Genomic DNA, 13,320 nt, shown 5'->3' with positions numbered 1-13,320 from the left:
GCCCTGACAACACGGACGATGGACGGAAGGGCCGGTGCCCGGCGGACAACCGCCGGGCACCGGCCCGCGTTGGTTGGCGGTGACCCGCGCGACGTCAGCCCTCGCGAACGGACTGTCGCGCCTCCCGGTGTCAGCGGCCGTTCACTCGGGGGACGGCACAGGTCGCGCCGTCGGCTCCTCCGCTCCCCCGGCGGTCGTGGCCGCTCCCCGGGCGGTCGTGGCCGCTCCCCGGGCCGTGGTCACGATGTTCTGGAGGGCCGCGACGTGGCCGGCCAGGGCCTGTTGGCCGGCAGGGGTGAGGGACAGCCAGGTCCGGGGGCGCTTGCCGACGTGCCCCTTGCGGACGTGCAGGTAGCCGGCGGCCTCCAGCGCCGACGCGGTCTTGCTGAGGACCGAGTCGGACACCTGGCAGCCGTCGCGGACGGCGGCGAAGTCGGCCTCGTCGCACGCGGAGAGAAAGGCGACCACGGCCAGCCGGGTCGGGTGGTGGATGGTCTCGTCAAGGGCGGCCCGCTCCCGTCCCGGCGGATCGTCCCTCACGCGAGCTCTCTCAGCGCGCGACCGATCGCCGCGTTACGGACGAGGCATACGCCCCACACCCCGAGCCCCGCCACGGCGAACGCCGTGATCCGGGCCGTAGCCGCCCCGGCCCCCGACGTCCAGCAGCAGCCGCCCGCCACCAGACCCGCCGCCAGGACGGCCGGAAGCGCGATCCGGCTCCGGCTCAGGCGCGAAGAGAGGGAACGCGTCACCCGTACTCCCACCGCCCGCCTCGCCGCCCGGACGAGCGCGAACACGGCCGCGAGCCCGAGGAGCGACACCAGAAGCGCCACCGCCGTCGCCCAGCCGCCCCTGTCGCTGCTCCAGGCCTGCACCACGCTCGGCAGCACCAGAGTCACCGCCGCGGCCGGTCCGTACCACGCGGGAGCCAGCCCGGCCTTGAGGCGAGCCCGCTCCCTGGCGCTCTCCACACCTCTCAGCGCGTCCTCGGCGCACACCGTCGTCCCGCCACCGCCCTCCGGGAGCGCGGACTTGTTCTCCAGCGACGACGACATGGGCACACCGAATCCTTCCCGAGGACGCACGACACGAACGGCCTGACGCTTGCCATGATGGCATGAACTTTCCGAGGTGGAAAGTGAATGCCCCTCCGACATCCGCCGCTCCGGTCAGCCGCCGCTCCCGGTCAGCCCACCGCTCCCGTCAGCGCAGCTCTTCCGGGCACGGTGTCCCCGGCGACAGCTGGTACGGCGCGCCCAGCCGGTACACGCCGGCGCGCGGTGCCAGCAGTTCCGTCCACTCGTCGCCGTACTGGTCCTCCTCCAGCTTGATCAGGCAGCCGTTCGTGTTGACGAAGTCCCTGGGGATGTCCTTGTCCGCGCGGCGTTTGGACTCCTCCGTCTCCTGGGGGCGCTCCACGCTGCGGCCCTCCTCGTCGAGCACGGCGAGCCAACGCGAGTACGGGATGCGGATCAGCACCCGGCCCGCCTTCTTCACGTGGATGGTCAGCTCCCCCGCACCGGCCTCGTCCACCGTCGCCGGCGGGTCGGCCAGCGGGACCGGGCTGTCCACCGAGTAGAGCCGCCAGTTGGAGTTGGACCAGATCGGCTTCAGGTACGGCAGCCCCTTGCTGACCAGCTCCGCCTCCTGCACCGCGCCACTGGAGTCGGGCGAGCCCTGCGGCAGCACCACGTAGTGCACGGCCCAGCGGTCGAGCCACTGCCGGTAGTTCACGGAGTTCAGGGTGTCGTCGTAGAAGAGCGGGTTGCGCTCCATGTCGGCCTGCCGGTTCCAGCCGCGGGCCAGGTTCACCACGGGGGCCAGCGCGGACGCCTCCCGGTGGCTGCTCGGCGGGACCACCTCGACCCGGCCGCGTTCGGCACCGACCGTCTGGAGCTGGTTGACCAGCGGAGCCAGCGACCGCGCCCAGGACGCGTCCGGCGCGGTGCGGACTATGTCGTCCACGCCCTTGAACCCGATCCAGAAGTTCAGCCCGGCGAACGCGAGGACCAGCGCGTACCACCGCCGGGAACGGGGCTCCACGTACGGCAGCGCGGCCAGCAGCACTACCCCGGCGAACAGCATCGCCATCCGCGACACGTTCGAGCCGATCTGCGAGTCCACGACGTACGTCAGCAGCGTCCCGATGCCGTAGACCGCGGCCGCCGTCCGCACCGTCTTCCAGTCGCGCGGCACGAGGAAGAAGACCAGGACCGCGAAGACGAACGGCAGCGACAGCGTCGCGATCGACATCGGCTGCGTACCCGAGAACGGGAACAGCCACGCGGAGAGCGCCACCACCACGACCGGCGCCACCCCCAGCGCGTACGCACCGGGCCGGCGCTTGTTCAGGAACAGGGCCGCCGCGACCACACCGAGGAAGAGCCCGGCCACCGGGCTGCCGGCGGTCGCGAGTCCGGCGAGCGGCGCGGCGACAGCCGCCTTCGCCCACCGCTTGTACCGCCAGCGGTACGGCCAGCAGAACACCGCCGCCACCGCACCGACCGCGAACATCATGCCGAGCCCGAACGTCACCCGGCCCGACAGCGCGTTGCACAGGTACGCGAAGACACCGGCCATCGAGCAGGCGATCGGATTACGGACCGCCCGCACCCTGACCAGGATCAGCGCGGTCAGCGCCGAAGAGACCGTACCGACGATCATCATCGTCGTACGGACACCGAGCAGCGACATCAGATACGGCGAAACGACGCTGTACGAGACGGGGTGCATCCCCCCGTACCAGGCCAGGTTGTACGCCGTCCCGGGGTGTCGGCCGACGAACTCGGCCCAGGCGTCCTGGGCCGCGATGTCGCCGCCGCTGTTCGCGAAGAAGAAGAACCAGAGGATGTGCACGACCGCGGCCACCGCGGTCGTCAGGAGGACCGGATGGCGTACGCAGCGCCGCTTGAAACCCTCGAACCGACCGGCGCCCTCCGGTACGGTCTGCCCGCCCGGACCGCGCGCCCGGCCTGCGCCGTTCTTCGCACGTGTCGGCTCAGCAGTGGTCACTGCGACTCTCCCCGTCCTTCCCCGGACGCGGTGGAACCGCCGACCTGCTGGCAGCGCGGGCGTCAGTGCCGGAAAACGCGTTCCGGGATACACGCGTTGCCCCTGGGACGCTAGCACGCAGCCTCTGACGCCGGTCGGAAAGGCTCCGGACCCCCCGCGCCCACGTGAACCGCGTCACGTGAACACAGGGGGCCGCGCCTTCAGGGGCCCGGCCGCACCGGCCGCCCTGTCCGCTCCGTCCGCCGCATCAGCTGATGCGGGTCAGCTTCTGTCCGAAGCCCGGTTCCGTCAGATCCTGCTGGAGGGCGACGGGTGCGCTGACCCGGCCGCTGCCCGTTCCCACCGTCACCATGCCGACCTTCGTGCCCGCCTTCATGGTGCGCGAGATCTCCTTGCCGTTGCCCGTCACGGAGAGTTCCACCTTGAGTCCCTGCCAGCCCATCGCCTTCAGGTCCGCGGTCGCGACCAGCGGGGTGTGGCCGCCGAACCCGTCGTCCACATATCCGACGACGTCGCCCTTGTGGACCGCCTTGGCGGAGATCACGGCCTCCTGCGCGCCCTTGATCAGCTTGAGGCTGTTGGACAGCGACATCACCAGGCTGTCGTACGGCTGGCCGGTTCCCGCCTGCTGCCCCATGACGGCGCCGTAGATCCACAGCTTCTTGCCGTCCACGACGGTGTTGGCCGACCAGATCAGATTGCCGCCCGCCGGGGTGGAGGAACCGGTCTTGATGCCGCTGACGCCCGGCTCCAGCAGGATGGTGTTGTTGTTGTAGATCGTCGTGTCGATGCCGTCGATCTTGATCTGCGGGGTGTCGACGATCCCCTGGAACACCTCGTTCTTCATGACGGCGGCGGCCAGCTTGAGCTGGTCGTCGGCGGTGGAGACGGTGGTCTTCTTCAGGCCGCTCGGGTCCGTGTACGTGCTGTGGCTCATGCCGAGCTTCTTGGCCGCGTCGTTCATCTTGGTGACGAAGGCGGCCTCCGACGAGGCGTCCCAGCGGGCGAGGAGCCGCGCCACGTTGTTGCCCGAGGGGATCATCAGGAGCTGGAGCATCTGCTTCTCCGTGAACTGCTGCCCCTTGCTGATCGGCACCTTGGACTCGTCCTCCGCCTTGGACTCGTCCTCCGCCTGCTGATCGACAGTGATCTTCTCGCCCTCGTCCTTGCCGGCGAGGGGGTGGCCCTGGAGTATCACGTACGCCGTCATGATCTTGGCGACGCTGGCGATCGGCGCCGGCTTCTGCGCTCCCGCGGAGCCGAGCGAACCGACCCCGTCCACGCTGACCGCCGACTGCCCCTGCGCGGGCCATTCGAGCTTCAGGTCCGCGCCCTTGAACGTGTACGTGGACTCCGCCGACATCACGAGCGCCGGCTCCGGCAGCGGACGCACCATCTGCACGATTGCAAACGCGATCAGCAGCAGGAGCACCAGCGGTGTCCAGATCTTGACCCTCCGCACGGCCGTACGGACCGGGGTCTCCGGCGGCGGCGGGGTGTTCGTCAGCTCGGCCAGCAGGTCGAGCGGCGGCCTGGGCGGCATCGGCTGCTGCCTGGTCCGCTCGGCACCCCCGAGCGACGCGTCACTCGGCAGCTGGGCACCCCACGCGGGGGTGGCCCCCGGCCGGTCCTGACCGGCCTCAGGGGCGGGCGCCGGCCGCACGTCGTCGGCCCGCAGCGGTACGAACTTGCTGGTCCGCTCCGCGGGGGACTCGGGCTCGGGCTCGGACTTCGGCTTCTGCTTCGACTTCCCGGCTGACGTCGGGCTGATCTTCAGCGAGGTCGTCGGCTGGTCGACGCGGGGCAGCTTGGGCGCCTTGAAGACGGCGGTCGCCTGGTCGATACCGGGCTCCGCGTCGGGCTTCGGCTCTTCGTCGGGCTTCGGCTCTTCGTCGGGCTTCGGCTCTTCGGCAGCCTTTTCGTCGGGCGCCGGGGTGGATTCCGCGTCTGACTTGGACTCTGTGGCGGAGTCTTCGTCGGGGTCGGACTCCGTTTCGGACTTCTCGTCGGACTTCACGTCCGGCTTCGTGTCCGGCTTCGTGTCCGGCTTCACGTCCGGCTTCGTGTCCGGCTTCACGTCCGACTTCGCGTCGGGCTCCCGCTCGGATTCCCCGTCACCGTCGCCGGACTCGTCGTCCTCGCCGTCTTCGTCGGGCTCCGAGCTGGGGTCCTCGGCCTTCGCCACAGGCTCCTCGTCGGACGGGCCGCCGTCAGCCGGGCCCTCGCCAGGCTCGTCGTCCCGCGCCTCGCCGTCCGTCGACACCCAGGCGGCAACCGCCGCACGCAGCCGAGCATCGCCCTCCTCGGGCTCGGGCTCGGCTTCAGCATCGGCCTCGGCCTCCGCCGCATCGCTCTCCGCCCCAGCGGGCTCGTCGCCCTCCCCGGGCTCTGCGGGCTCTGCGGGCGCCTCGGGCTCACCGGGCTCCTCCGGGGCGCCCGACGCGGCCTCAGGGGCCTCCACCGGGCTCCCAGGGCCCTCGGGGGCCTCGGGGGCCTCCGCCGCGGCCGCGGAAGACTCGTCCGAGGGCTCAGCCGCGGGCTCAGCCGAGGACTCGCCGTCGGCCGGCGACTCGGACCGCTGCGTACCGAAGACGGCCGTCGCCGTGTCCGTCCTGCCGCCGGACTCCGCCGGTGCGGCGGGTTCGCGGAACACCGAGAGCCGCGGATCGTGCTCGCTCCGAGCCGTTCCCGACGACTTCCGCTGCTCCGACTTGTCGGGGGACTCGCCCGCCACCGATGCCTCCTCCATGCGGCACGGGGACATCCCCGCGCTGTCCGAACCATCTACCAGTGTCCCGTGTGAACCCTCGGCTGAGCTGCTAGACGAGAACGACATACCTACTGGTTCCAGTACAAAGCACCCAGGCACCCTCGACAGACAGATGTGAGAGGGGTCACCCTGTCACTCATCCACGCGGGGAGGCATGGATGGGCAGGAGCCGCAGAACAATTCCGGAGGAGCTTCTGTTGCTCGCTCTGGACCCGACCACGGGTACCACAGCGCAGCCGCAGTCGCTCGACCTCGGCCTCGCCGGAGCCCAGCTAGTAGAGCTGGCCCTGGCAGGACGGATAGCCCCTGACGGGGATCGTATCGCCGTGGTGATGCCACGGCCGACAGGAGATCCGACTCTGGACTCCGCACTGGAACTGCTGCGCAGACGCGGCAGCCCGGTCCGGGCCGTCCACTGGATCGGCGGACCCCGACTGGGGCTTCGCCAGATTTACCTCGCTCATCTGGAGCGGTGCGGCATGGTGCATGCCGTGGCGGGCCAGATGTGCGGAGTGCTGCCGACAACTCGCTACCAGGCGACGGACACGGCAATCAGCCGGGACATCAAGGCCCGGCTGGACAGCGCGATCCGCACCGGCGTACCGCCGGACCCGCGGACCGCGGCGCTCGCCGCACTGGCCCACGCGGTCGGACTCGGCAAGCACCTGTACCCCGGGAACGAGGGGCGCTCCTCGCGCTCCCGGCTCCGGGATCTGATCAGACACGACCCGATGGGCGGTCTCGTGGCGCACGCCGTCATGGACGTCCAGAACGGGGCGGTCGCACAGCCGCGCCGCAATCAGGCGGCAGGCGTTCCGTTGCAACCGCAAGCACAGTCGCAGTCACGTCGCGACAGCATGGCGCAGACCGCGGCCCACTAGGGCGGCACGAGCGCCGACGCAGCACCCGCACAGCAGCACCGCACCACAGCACCATCGCAACAACCGAATACCGCCGCACCGACGTCCCCCAAAGACCCGGTCCGGGAGCCGCACCAAGCGCGGGGCAGCCGGTACCACCGGCTGCCCCGCGCCGCTGCGTGTGTGCGTTTTCCAGCGCGGCCGGGGCCGAGGGTGGCAATCTGCTGAGCAGTAGATACGCACAGCTACATAGCCGGAGGTGCCGTTTCCGTGCCGTCCAACGTCAATCCCACCGTCAGACGACGCCGGTTGGGTCAGGAATTGCGCCGCCTGCGCGAGATCAAGGGCATGACCGCAGAAGAGGTGGCGGAGCGACTGCTGGTCTCGCAGTCGAAGATCAGCCGCCTGGAGAACGGCCGCCGTTCCATCAGCCAGCGCGATGTCCGCGACCTCTGCGGGGTGTACGAGGTAGAGGACGTCCGGGTCGTCGACTCGCTCATGCAGATGGCCAAGGACTCCCGCCAGCAGGGCTGGTGGCATGCCTTCGGAGACATCCCGTACAGCGTCTACATCGGTCTGGAGACCGATGCCGAATCGCTGCGGGTGTACGAACCCCAGGTGATCCCGGGCCTGCTGCAGACCCGGCAGTACGCCGAGGCGCTGATCAGGGGTGCGTTGCCGGAGGCGCCGCAGAGCGATATCGACAAGCGCGTGAGTGTCCGCCTGCGCCGCCAGGACCGGATCAGCTCTCCCGAGCATCCGCTGCGGCTGTGGGCGGTGATCGACGAGTCCGCGCTGCGCCGGCTGGTCGGCGACAAGCAGGTGATGATCGAGCAGCTGGAACACCTGGTCGAGCTGTCGCACCTGCCGCACGTGACCGTCCAGGTGCTGCCCTTCGACATGGGCGCCCACCCCGGAATCAACGGGCAGTACGCCATCCTCGAATTCCCGGACGCCGCGGATTCCAGCGTCGTCTACATCGAGGGAGTCACCAGCGATCTCTATCTGGAGAAGGCGAATGACGTCCAGCTGTACAGCGTCATGTACGAGCATTTGCGGGCGCAGGCCCTGAATGTGGAGCAGACCCGGATCTTCATCGACGAGATCGCGAAGAGCTACACCCGGCTGGACCCGTCCTGAACCCCGGAACGAGAGAAGAGAAGTGATGTGACGAGTGGGGCGGCGGCACGGTACACCGCCGCCACCTCGTAATGGAAGACCCGCATGGTATATGCCATCCGGTCGAGTGAATGGCCCCTTCACACAGAGAGCTTGGCGAGTAGCGTCGATCACGCCAGCTGAACATCGTTGGCGCCACTCACACAACTCTCTGAACCGGAGTGAACATGGCCATTCGTCAGGGTGCTACGGATAAGTGGACGAAGTCGTCGTATTCCGGGGGCAACGGCGCCTGCGTCGAAGTCAGGTCCCCTCTCGTGCGCGCTATCGCCGTACGTGACTCGAAGGTTCCCGAGGGCCCTTCGATCGGTTTCGTCCCCGGCGCGTGGAACGCGTTCGTGCGCGATGTCGCCAAGGGCGCGCTCGACGCCTGACCGACTCGACGCCCGACCGATGAGTTCCCACGCTGTGTCGCCGCACCGGTCCCGGTGCTGCGGGTAGCCCTCTCGCCCGGTTCGCCGTCCTGGCCGAGGGGGCTCACCGCGAGGCCGCGGGGAGCGCCATCGAGGGGATGTCGTCAGCGCAGCTGATCGACGTAGCGGTCCGTGCCCGGCACGGTCGGGATGAACGGCGCCACCAGCTCCACCCGCCCCAGGCCCGATTCCGCGACCGCCGCGTCGAGCCCCGTGAAGTGTTCGTCCCAGCACCGCCCGGGCTCCTCCTGGAGGAACCAGAGCAGGGTCAGCCGGGTGTCGACGCCCTCGACCTGCTTCACGTACGTCATTCGGTCGCCCGGCAACGGTGTGGGCCGGAACACCGTCACCATCGCCGCGGGTGACCCGCTCAGCCGCTTCGGCAGATGCCGCGAGCGCAGCCACTCCAGCAACTCGGCCCGCTGCTCGGGCCCTTCGGCGTCGATCACTTCCAGGACCAGTCCGCGGTAGGGGTGGTCGAGGGCGTGGAAGTCGCGGGGGCCCGCGGCGCCGTCCCGGTAGACCGTCGCCTCGTGGTCCTGGAACGCCGTGAAGACATGGGTGCGGTCCTGGTAGACCCGGCCGTCCCGGTTGAGCCGCTTGTTGATCCCGACGGTCCACTTCATGTGGTCGTCGTAGCGCCCCTCCGTCACCCAGTACGTGGACAGGTAGCAGCCGGCGCCGACCGGTGTCGCGATCGCGGACTTCTCCGGGTACCGCAGCTCCTGGAGTTCCCGGGTGGCCACCCAGCGCCGCCCGGCGGCCATCCAGGGCATGGCCATCGCGCCCGCGTAGTAGTGGTCGTCCTCGTACCAGCGGTTGTACGCGTACTCATGGCCCGGGTGCGGTTCCACCATGGTGATCAGCGCGTGGCCGGGACGGACCCCGTACGGTCCCAGCGCGGCCAGTTCGGCGTAGGTGTCGCTCCGCGTCCCGCTGTCCCGCGACGTCCCGCCCGCCGCCTCGTCCCGTGTTTCCTCGCTCATGCCGTTCCCCTTCCGTACTCCGCCGGAGCCACCTACTCTGACGCCCCGTCAGAAATACTGCCAGGGCCGGGAGGCGCCGATGTTGCTCGCGGGGAAGACCGTCATCGTTTCCGGGGTGGGCGCGGGACTCGGCCACCAGGTCGCGGCCACGGTCGTGCGGGACGGCGGCAACGCCGTGCTCGGGGCGCGCACCGCCGCCAATCTCGCCAAGTCGGCCGCCGAGATCGATCCCGAGGGGCTCCACACCGCGCACCTGCCCACCGACATCACCGACGAGGCGCAGTGCGACGCGCTCGCGGCACTGGCCGTCGAGCGGTTCGGGCGGATCGACGCGGTCGTCCATGTCGCCGCCTGGGACAGCTACTTCGGCGGTGTCGAGGACGCGGACCTGGACACCTGGAAGTCGGTCATCGACGTCAACCTGCTCGGTACCCTGCGGATGACGCGCGCCTGCCTGCCCGCCCTGAAGGAGCGCGGCGGCTCGGTCGTCGTCATCGGCACGCAGTCCGCGGTGGCCGCGCCGTCCCAGGTGTGGCAGGCGGCGTACGCGGCCTCCAAGGGCGCGCTGACCTCCGCGATGTACTCCATGGCCCGGGAGTTCGGGCCGCACCGGATCCGGGTGAACACGGTGCTGCCGGGCTGGATGTGGGGGCCGCCGGTGCAGGCCTACGTACAGTTCACCGCCCACACCGAGGGCGTACCGGAGGCCGAGGTGCTGGGGAGGCTCTCCGAGCGCATGGCGCTTCCGGAGCTGGCCACGGACGGCGATGTGGCGGAGGCGGCGGTGTTCCTGGCCTCCGACCGGGCGCGGGCGATCACCGGGCAGTCCCTGCTGGTCAACGCGGGCGAGCTGATGCGCTGAGACTCTCGTACAGAGCTCTCCTCCTTCTCGGCCGCACGGGACCCGCATCCCGTGCGGTCTCTCTGCGTTCTTCGGCGTTCCTGGACGTGTCCTCGTTCTCTGCACAGCCTGACGAAGCGCCTGCTCATGGTGTGGCCGCCGTCACGTTCGCGACAACGCCCCCGCGAGTCAAGAACACGTAAAATCGTTCGTCTTACTGATCCGCGTTCACATCCCTGACCGCGAGAGACCTTGACCGGGGGACCGGACAGGCGGTTCAATCCCCGATGTCCCCGCTCCCGCACGGGGGCCCCGCTGAGCGGCCGTACTGACGAAGTGCGTACCCGTTCACAAGGCGGACCCCAGGAGGGGGCACATGAACAGTCTCGACTGGGTCGTGCTCATCGGCTACTTCGGCGTGATGATCGCGATCGGACTCTGGTCCCACAAGCGTGTCGACAACGTCAGCGACTTCTTCACGGCCGGCGGCAAGATGCCGTGGTGGCTGTCCGGCATCTCGCACCACATGTCCGGCTACAGCGCGGTGATGTTCACCGGCTACGCCGGAATCGCGTACCAGTACGGCGTCACGTCCTTCGTGACGTGGTCGCTGCCGATCGCCATCGGGATCGGCATCGGCGCCAAGCTCTTCGCGCCCCGGCTCAACCGGCTGCGCTCACGGCTGCACGTCGCCTCGCCGCTCGAATACCTCAAGAACCGCTACAACATCCAGACCCAGCAGGCGCTCGCCTGGTCCGGTCTGCTGCTGAAGATCGTGGACGTCGGCGCCAAGTGGGCCGCCATCGCCACCCTGCTCTCCGTCTTCACCGGCATCACGCTGACCCAGGGCATCTTCATCACCGGCATCATCACGGCCATCTACTGCACGGTCGGCGGTCTGTGGGCCGACGCGCTCACCGAGCTGGGGCAGTTCGTCATCCAGCTGTTCGCCGGTGTCGCGATGCTCGTCACCGCGATGAGCAAGCTGGACGGCTTCAGCACGCTGTGGACGGTCTGGGACAAGCTCCCCGAGGGCCACACGGACCCGACGGCCGGCCCGTACACCGTGACCTTCCTGCTGGCCTACCTGTTCATCAAGACCTTCGAGTACAACGGCGGCATGTGGAACCAGGCCCAGCGCTACATGGCCACGGACTCCGCCGCCTCCGCGACCCGTTCGGCCCGGCTGTCCGCCATCCTGTGGCTGGTCTGGCCGACCGTCCTGTTCTTCCCGATGTGGTGCGCCCCGCTGCTGGTCCACGCGGAGAAGCCGGACGCCTCCGACAGCTACGCGCTGATGACCGAGCAGCTGCTGCCGCACGGGCTGCTGGGCCTGGTCGTCGTCGGCTTCTTCTCGCACACGATGGCCATGTGCTCCTCCGACGCCAACGCCATCGCGGCCGTCTTCACGCGTGACATCGCCCCGGTCTTCTCCAAGGCCGCCCGCAACTGGAGCGCCCGCGCCGGGCTGCTGGCCGCGCGCCTGTCCACGCTCGGCTTCCTGGGTCTGTCGATGGCGCTGGCGACCCAGATCAACTCGCCGACGTTCAAGGACATCATCTCCGTCGTCATCAAGTGGGTCGCCGGTCTGATGGGTCCGATCGCGATCCCGTTCATGCTGGGCCTGCTGCGCCGATTCCGTAAGTCGGGGCCGACGGCGGCGCTCGTCAGCTGGGCGGCCGGTCTGCTGGCGTTCTACTTCACCAACTACAACTTCGACGGTTCGACGAAGACGAACGTGGCGTTGCAGTACCAGGTGGCGCTGCCGCTGGCGATCTCACTGGTGCTCTTCATCGTCATCGGCTTCATCAAGCCGGAGGACACCCCGGAGCGCGACGCGATCATCGAGCGGATCAACACGGACGGCGACGGCCCCGGCATCGGCGCGACCGTACCGGCACAGGCCGGCCCCCAGGGCGTGGCGCTCGCCGAGGAGACGGAGAACGTGCGGGGCGGCCCCGGCGCGAACGGCGCGAAGGACTGACCCGCGCGGTTCCACGGAACGGGGGTGCGGGGTGGGTCACGGGATGCGGCGGCGTCCCGTAACCCGCCCCGCACCCCTCCTTCGGCCTCCGGTCCTCAGCCGCGCGGGTAGCGCGCCAGCCAGCCCGCCGCGACGGCGGCCGGGCTGTGCAGGGCGGGGCCCTGGGTCATCTCCATGGCGAAGTCGTCCGCGAGTTCGAGCAGCGTCGCCCGGCCCTCCAGTTCGGCCAGCCAGGCCGGCGGCAGCGCGGTCTCGCCGTGCAGCGCGCCGAGCAGCGCCCCGCACAGGGCCCCGGTCGCCGCCGACGGTCCGCCGTGGTTCACGGCCAGCCGCAGTCCGTGCCGGACGTCCTCGCCCACCAGCGCGCAGTACACCGCCACGGCGAGCACCTCCTCCGCGGAGTCCGTGGCACCCAGGGACTCGATGAGAGCGGGCCCGGGTATGCCCTGCCGCACGGTCCCGAGGGCCTGCTGGACCGCCTCCGTGACGGGCTCGTGCCCCGGCCGCTCCGCGAGCAGGGCGAGGGCCTGCTGCACGGAACCGTCCAGCGTCTCGCCGCGCGCCAGCCCGTGCACCATCACGGCGAGGGCGCCGGAGGAGAGCAGCGCGGTGGGGTGGCCGTGGGTCTGGGCGGCGCACTCGACGGCCAGTTGGAGCACGAGCTGCGGCTCCCAGCCGACCAGCAGCCCGAACGGCGCGGACCGGGTGAGCGCCGCCGCATCGTGCGCGGCGGGGTTCTTGGGCCGGTCGAGGGTGCCCATGACGGTGTCGCCGAGGCCGTTGAGGCATTCCCGGGTGGGGGCGCGGCGCGCGTAGAGCCACTCCTGCCCGGCGAGCCAGCCGTTGTCCTCGCGGCGTTCGTCGGGCCCCCAGTCGTGCTGGGTGGCGGCCCACCGCAGGTACGCCCGGTGCAGATCCGTGGGCGGGTGCCAGGCGCCGATGTCGCGGCGGACCTGGGCGCGGATCAGCCCGTCCACGGTGAACAGGTTGAGCTGGGTGACGGCGGTGACGAGGCCGCGTCCGCCGTGCGCGGGGACGAGATCGGTGACCGCGTCGGTGCCGTGCGCCTCGCGGATCTCCTCCAGCGAGAGCCCGCTGACGCCCGCGCCGAGCGCGTCCCCGATGGCGCCGCCGAGCAGCGCGCCACGTACCCGGCTGCGGAAGTCCTGCTGTTCGGCACGGCCCCAGACAGCCGTGGTCCCTGTGCTCACCGTGCCCCTCCCCGTAGGACCGCCCAGGTGTGACCGCGCGGTAACTGCGCAGCACTGTAATCGA

At 70.1% G+C, this 13,320-nt stretch carries 11 protein-coding genes; 5 read left to right on the top strand and 6 right to left on the bottom strand.

Annotated elements, in window-relative coordinates; all coding sequences use genetic code 11:
- Positions 1 to 141 precede the first annotated feature (141 nt).
- The 4 genes from ACFVQ0_RS18450 to ACFVQ0_RS18435 all read right to left on the bottom strand — a co-directional run bounded on the left by ACFVQ0_RS18450 (position 142) and on the right by ACFVQ0_RS18435 (position 5,746).
- Positions 142 to 540 carry a winged helix-turn-helix domain-containing protein gene (locus ACFVQ0_RS18450; protein ID WP_390089219.1) on the bottom strand — a complete coding sequence of 133 codons (399 nt, stop codon included), beginning with the start codon at positions 538 to 540 and terminating at the stop codon, positions 142 to 144.
- Positions 537 to 1,055, bottom strand: a complete 519-nt coding sequence (locus tag ACFVQ0_RS18445; RefSeq protein ID WP_390089218.1) for a hypothetical protein — start codon at positions 1,053 to 1,055, stop codon at positions 537 to 539. Before ACFVQ0_RS18445 ends, ACFVQ0_RS18450 begins: the two co-directional genes overlap by 4 nt.
- 148 nt (positions 1,056 to 1,203) lie before the next feature.
- Positions 1,204 to 3,012: an MFS transporter gene (locus ACFVQ0_RS18440; protein ID WP_390089216.1), complete on the bottom strand. Its 1,809-nt coding sequence runs from the start codon at positions 3,010 to 3,012 to the stop codon at positions 1,204 to 1,206.
- A 247-nt stretch (positions 3,013 to 3,259) separates the two neighbouring features.
- A complete protein-coding gene (locus tag ACFVQ0_RS18435) occupies positions 3,260 to 5,746 on the bottom strand; it encodes a D-alanyl-D-alanine carboxypeptidase (protein ID WP_390089802.1) in 2,487 nt (828 codons plus the stop codon).
- Positions 5,747 to 5,940: 194 nt separating this feature from the next.
- On the opposite strand from ACFVQ0_RS18435, the gene ACFVQ0_RS18430 reads away from it, so the two are divergent.
- From ACFVQ0_RS18430 to ACFVQ0_RS18420, 3 genes are all read left to right on the top strand, one after another.
- A complete protein-coding gene (locus tag ACFVQ0_RS18430) occupies positions 5,941 to 6,663 on the top strand; it encodes a GPP34 family phosphoprotein (protein WP_390089215.1) in 723 nt (240 codons plus the stop codon).
- A 249-nt stretch (positions 6,664 to 6,912) separates the two neighbouring features.
- Positions 6,913 to 7,782 (top strand): helix-turn-helix domain-containing protein, encoded by an 870-nt coding sequence (locus ACFVQ0_RS18425; protein ID WP_390089213.1) that lies wholly within the window; start codon positions 6,913 to 6,915, stop codon positions 7,780 to 7,782.
- Positions 7,783 to 7,988: 206 nt separating this feature from the next.
- The gene (locus tag ACFVQ0_RS18420; protein WP_024491268.1) at positions 7,989 to 8,195 is read left to right on the top strand and encodes a DUF397 domain-containing protein; all 207 of its coding nucleotides are present in this window, start codon (positions 7,989 to 7,991) and stop codon (positions 8,193 to 8,195) included.
- 143 nt (positions 8,196 to 8,338) lie between these two features.
- Here ACFVQ0_RS18420 and ACFVQ0_RS18415 read toward each other — a convergent pair whose 3' ends face one another.
- On the bottom strand, positions 8,339 to 9,220 hold the full coding sequence (locus ACFVQ0_RS18415; protein WP_390089211.1) for a hypothetical protein: 882 nt from the start codon (positions 9,218 to 9,220) through the stop codon (positions 8,339 to 8,341).
- A gap of 79 nt (positions 9,221 to 9,299) precedes the next feature.
- Between ACFVQ0_RS18415 and ACFVQ0_RS18410 the strand changes: the two genes are divergently transcribed.
- Together ACFVQ0_RS18410 and ACFVQ0_RS18405 are read left to right on the top strand one after the other, a co-directional pair.
- Positions 9,300 to 10,082: an SDR family oxidoreductase gene (locus ACFVQ0_RS18410; protein ID WP_390089209.1), complete on the top strand. Its 783-nt coding sequence runs from the start codon at positions 9,300 to 9,302 to the stop codon at positions 10,080 to 10,082.
- 355 nt (positions 10,083 to 10,437) lie between these two features.
- Complete coding sequence (locus ACFVQ0_RS18405; protein ID WP_390089207.1) at positions 10,438 to 12,045, top strand: sodium:solute symporter family protein; 1,608 nt, start codon at positions 10,438 to 10,440, stop codon at positions 12,043 to 12,045.
- 95 nt (positions 12,046 to 12,140) lie between these two features.
- On the opposite strand, the gene ACFVQ0_RS18400 is transcribed toward ACFVQ0_RS18405, so the two are convergent.
- Positions 12,141 to 13,256, bottom strand: a complete 1,116-nt coding sequence (locus ACFVQ0_RS18400) for an ADP-ribosylglycohydrolase family protein (RefSeq protein WP_390089205.1) — start codon at positions 13,254 to 13,256, stop codon at positions 12,141 to 12,143.
- Between the last annotated feature and the right edge of the window lie 64 nt (positions 13,257 to 13,320).

The organism is Streptomyces sp. NPDC057900, from assembly GCF_042887885.1.
GTDB lineage: Bacteria > Actinomycetota > Actinomycetes > Streptomycetales > Streptomycetaceae > Streptomyces.
The sequence above is the reverse complement of the archived record's forward strand: the minus strand, read 5'-3'. Positions and strand labels throughout refer to the sequence as shown.